This is a genomic window from Terriglobales bacterium (genome assembly GCA_035937135.1).
In the GTDB taxonomy this organism is placed as follows: Bacteria; Acidobacteriota; Terriglobia; order Terriglobales; family Acidobacteriaceae; genus DASYVL01.
In genome coordinates, this window is the sequence record DASYVL010000069.1 from 1 (window position 1) to 3,606 (window position 3,606).

Genomic DNA, 3,606 nt, shown 5'->3' on the forward strand with positions numbered 1-3,606 from the left:
ACCGCCAATCCCATCCCGCCCACCGACGAGAACCTCGCCCAGGGCATGATGATCTACAACATGAACTGCGTCGTCTGCCACGGCTCGCCGGTCAAGAAGGAGAATCCCCTGGGGCACTCCTTCTATCCTCCCGTGCCTCAGTTTCCTGAGGATCCGCCCGACAAGCCCGACAACGAGACTTACTGGATCGTCAAGAACGGCGTCCGTTACACCGGCATGCCCGCTTGGGACAGGACGCTGAGCGAGGACGACATGTGGAAGGTCACGCTCTTCCTCGAGCACTGGAACAACCTGCCGCCGGCGGTGAAGGAGAAGTGGGAGAAAGGCCTGTGAGGTGGCGCGCCCTGCGCTCCGGACGAGAACTCGTGGCGGGATATAATGACGGTTTGGGGAAGGCCCGCAGCTTATTCCTAAGGGAAGGTTTCTATGCCGACTGATGTGATCATGCCGCAGATGGGGGAGTCCATCTTTGAGGGCACACTGACCAAGTGGCTGAAGAAGCCCGGGGAGAAGGTGCAGCGCGACGAGCCGCTGTTCGAGATCTCGACCGATAAAGTGGACGCGGAGATCCCGGCGCCGGCTTCGGGCGTGCTTCAGGAGATCAAGGTCGCGGAAGGCACTACGGTGCAGGTGAACACTGTGGTGGGAGTGATTGCAGGGGAGGGAGAGGCGGCGGGAACTACGGCTCCGAGTCCAGCCAAAGCCGAGCCGGCCAAAGCGGCCGGAGAGGGAGAGGAGGCGGGAGCTGCGGCTCCGGCAAAGGCCGAGCCGGCCAAGGCGGCCGGGGAGGGAGAGGCGGCGGGAGCTCCGGCTGCGGCAAAAGCCGAGCCGGCCAAGGCCGCGAAAGCGGCGGAGAAGCCCAAGGCTGCGCCGGCGGAGGCGCCAGCCGCAAAAAAGACGGCGCCGACGGAAGCGGCGGCGGCAGCGAAAGCGCCGCCAGCGCCAGCCGCGGCGCCGAGTGCGGTCATCGAATTTCCGGCGGCGGATCGCGACGCCAGCGGGCAGCGCATTCGCTCGTCACCGCTGGTGCGGCGCATCGCCAAGGACAACAACGTCGCGCTGGGGAACGTCGCGGGGACGGGCCTGGGCGGGCGCATCACCAAGAACGACATCGCCGCGTTTGTGGTGCAGCACGGCGGGGGCGCTGCAGCGGCAGTTGCACGGCCCGCTGCGGCCGTGGCAGCGGCGGCTCCGGCCATGGCGCCGGCGGCACGTGCAGCGGCGACTCCGGCGGCTATGCCTGCGCCTGCCCCGATTCCCGGCGAGATTGTGCCCATGACTTCCATGCGCAAGACCATCGCGGCGCGCATGGTGGAGTCGAAGCACATCAGTGCTCACGTCCACACCGTCTTCGAGGTGGACATGACGCGCATCGCGCAGTTGCGCGAGCGGGAGAAGGCGGGCTTCGAGCAGCGCACCGGCAGTCGGCTGACCTTCATGCCCTTCTTCGCACGAGCGGCGGTCAACGCCATCCAGCAGTTCCCCATCGTGAACGCTTCCATCGAGGGCGAGAACATCCACTATCACCGAGAGATCCATCTGGGGATCGCGGTGGCGCTCGATTGGGGGCTGATCGTCCCGGCCATCAAGAACGCGGAGGAGCGCAACTTTCTGGGGCTGCAGCGGGCCATCACAGACTTGGGCGAGCGCGCTCGCACCAAGAAGCTGATGCCGGACGAGGTCCAGGGTGGGACGTTCACCATCACCAACCCGGGCAGCTTCGGCGCGCTCTTCGGGACGCCCGTCATCATGCAGCCGCAGGTGGCAATCCTGGGCGTGGGCGGCATCCATAAGGCGCCGCTGGTGGTCAGCGATCCGACGACGGGCGCGGACGGAATCGCCGTGCGCTCCGTCGTGCAGCTCTCGCTGGGCTTCGATCACCGCGTGATCGATGGCGCGGTCGCCGACCAGTTCATGGCGTTGGTGAAGAAGTATTTGGAGAACTGGAACGAAGAGCTCGGATAAGGCAAGCCGTCAGCAATTAGCAGTCAGATTTTCGATTGGGAGACGAGCGGCAGGCCAAGTGCCTGCCGCTTTTGTTTGAGACCCAATGCATAGATCCTTCGCTGCGCGCAGGACGACGCTCGGGGTGGTTCCGGGCAGATTCTACCGGCGCTCGGTGTAGGTGGTGTCTTCCTGGCGGGCTTTGTCGGCCAATCGTGACGGGACCATGAGGGGGATGCCGCGAGTGAGCGGCGAGCGCGACCACAGCAGAAACGTGGTCGCCGCCATGGCGATGAGGCCGTCGGCGAAGCCCAGCGCCAGCGCTGCCAGCACTCCCAGCCTGGGATAAAGCGCCCAGATGCTCATCCCCCAGACGCCGGTGAAGCTGACGAAGGCGGTGCCGAACAAAGAGGCGCCGAATCGGAGCCAGGCGTCGGCTTCGTTGAGCTTCATCACCACCTTGTAGTAGGTCCCGGGCGGCGTCGCACCCTGGTTGGGGACCAAAGCCAGGTTGATGGCGCCGAAGGGACCGATGGCCAGGCTCATGGAGCCCGCGGGCACGGCCCGGTTGTCTGCCGTCGTGAAGGCGGGCCACGTGATCAGCAGGGTGCCGGCCGCGGTCGAGCCGTCGGCGCGGTAGATGACGTCGCTGATGGTGGTGGTCGCCGGCGGCGGCGGCCAGGCGGCGCGCCGCGAGACACACCCACGGCCACCAGCACCGAGATCAGGCAGTAAAAAAGCCGCCCCGCGGGGCGGCCCGGATGGAAGAAGAGTTTTCTCATTGCTTTCGTGCGAAAGAAGCTTGGAAAAGCGAAGCCTTACTTTTGAGCGGAGGCGCAGGAGCGCATGAAATCCTCAACGCTGCGGACGTAAACATCGGCAAAGTCGGCGGCGTAGCGGCGCGTCTGGATGAGGGCGCAGGCGTCGTTCAGTTCCCAGCCCAGGGCGCGCAGCACAGCCAGCGCCATCATGGGGGCGCGGTGGACGCCGGCCGCGCAGTGGATCAAAAGTTTGCTGTCGTCCTGCTCCAGCGCCGCCAGCGCGAAGTCCACGCCCCGCTGGAATATCTCCGGAGGCTTGGGCTGGAAGTCGTCGTCCACCGGATTCCACAGCACCTCAATGCCGTGGGGCCCGGCCAGGGGCGTGTCGTCGAACTCGATCTGCATGTCGATGACGTGGGTGATGCCGGCGCCGGCGACCTCTGCCATGCGCACCGGATTCCAGATGCCCCCGCCGACCGCGATCCGGTCGGTGACCCAGCTCATGTCCATGAATGCGTCCCGTGCCGAACGGCGAATCCGCCATCGCGCGCGAAGAAATTTCATTCTACAGGACGCTCGTCCTCCGCCGATGCGGTTTCCTCCGCCATCTGCTCCAGCTTCTCCATCAGCAGCCGGGCCAGGGAGGGCTGCTCGGCCACGGTCTCGGGCGGCAACGACGCCGCCGAGATGCCGGCAAAGTCGAAGAGCAGTTTGGCGTGAAGATGGCTGCCCTCCTTGGCTCGGTCGATCATCGCTTGCACAATCAGGCCCAAGTCGCGGAACACCGCGGCCACTGCCTTGCGTGTGGCCTGCTCCGGAGGGAGAGGCTCCCCCGCAGTCTCGGGCGAGCGGAGCTTGCCGTTCTTCGGCTGCTTGGACATGTGAGGAGACGAATGCAGAT

At 65.9% G+C, this 3,606-nt stretch carries 5 protein-coding genes; 2 read left to right on the forward strand and 3 right to left on the reverse strand.

Annotated elements, in window-relative coordinates:
- Positions 1-333 (forward strand): cytochrome c (locus tag VGQ94_04175; GenBank protein ID HEV2021702.1); only part of this gene is annotated, 333 nt, incomplete at its 5' end.
- A gap of 93 nt (positions 334-426) precedes the next feature.
- Positions 427-1,965, forward strand: coding sequence for a dihydrolipoamide acetyltransferase family protein (locus VGQ94_04180; GenBank protein HEV2021703.1), 1,539 nt, complete (start codon positions 427-429; stop codon positions 1,963-1,965).
- Positions 1,966-2,106: 141 nt separating this feature from the next.
- Here the strand turns inward: VGQ94_04180 and VGQ94_04185 are convergent, their stop codons facing one another.
- The 3 genes from VGQ94_04185 to VGQ94_04195 form a co-directional block, all read right to left on the reverse strand.
- Complete coding sequence (locus VGQ94_04185) at positions 2,107-2,505, reverse strand: hypothetical protein (GenBank protein HEV2021704.1); 399 nt, start codon at positions 2,503-2,505, stop codon at positions 2,107-2,109.
- 257 nt (positions 2,506-2,762) lie between these two features.
- On the reverse strand, positions 2,763-3,215 hold the full coding sequence (locus VGQ94_04190) for a dual specificity protein phosphatase (protein ID HEV2021705.1): 453 nt from the start codon (positions 3,213-3,215) through the stop codon (positions 2,763-2,765).
- A 50-nt stretch (positions 3,216-3,265) separates the two neighbouring features.
- A partial coding sequence (locus tag VGQ94_04195; GenBank protein HEV2021706.1) for a hypothetical protein occupies positions 3,266-3,606 on the reverse strand: 341 nt, incomplete at its 5' end.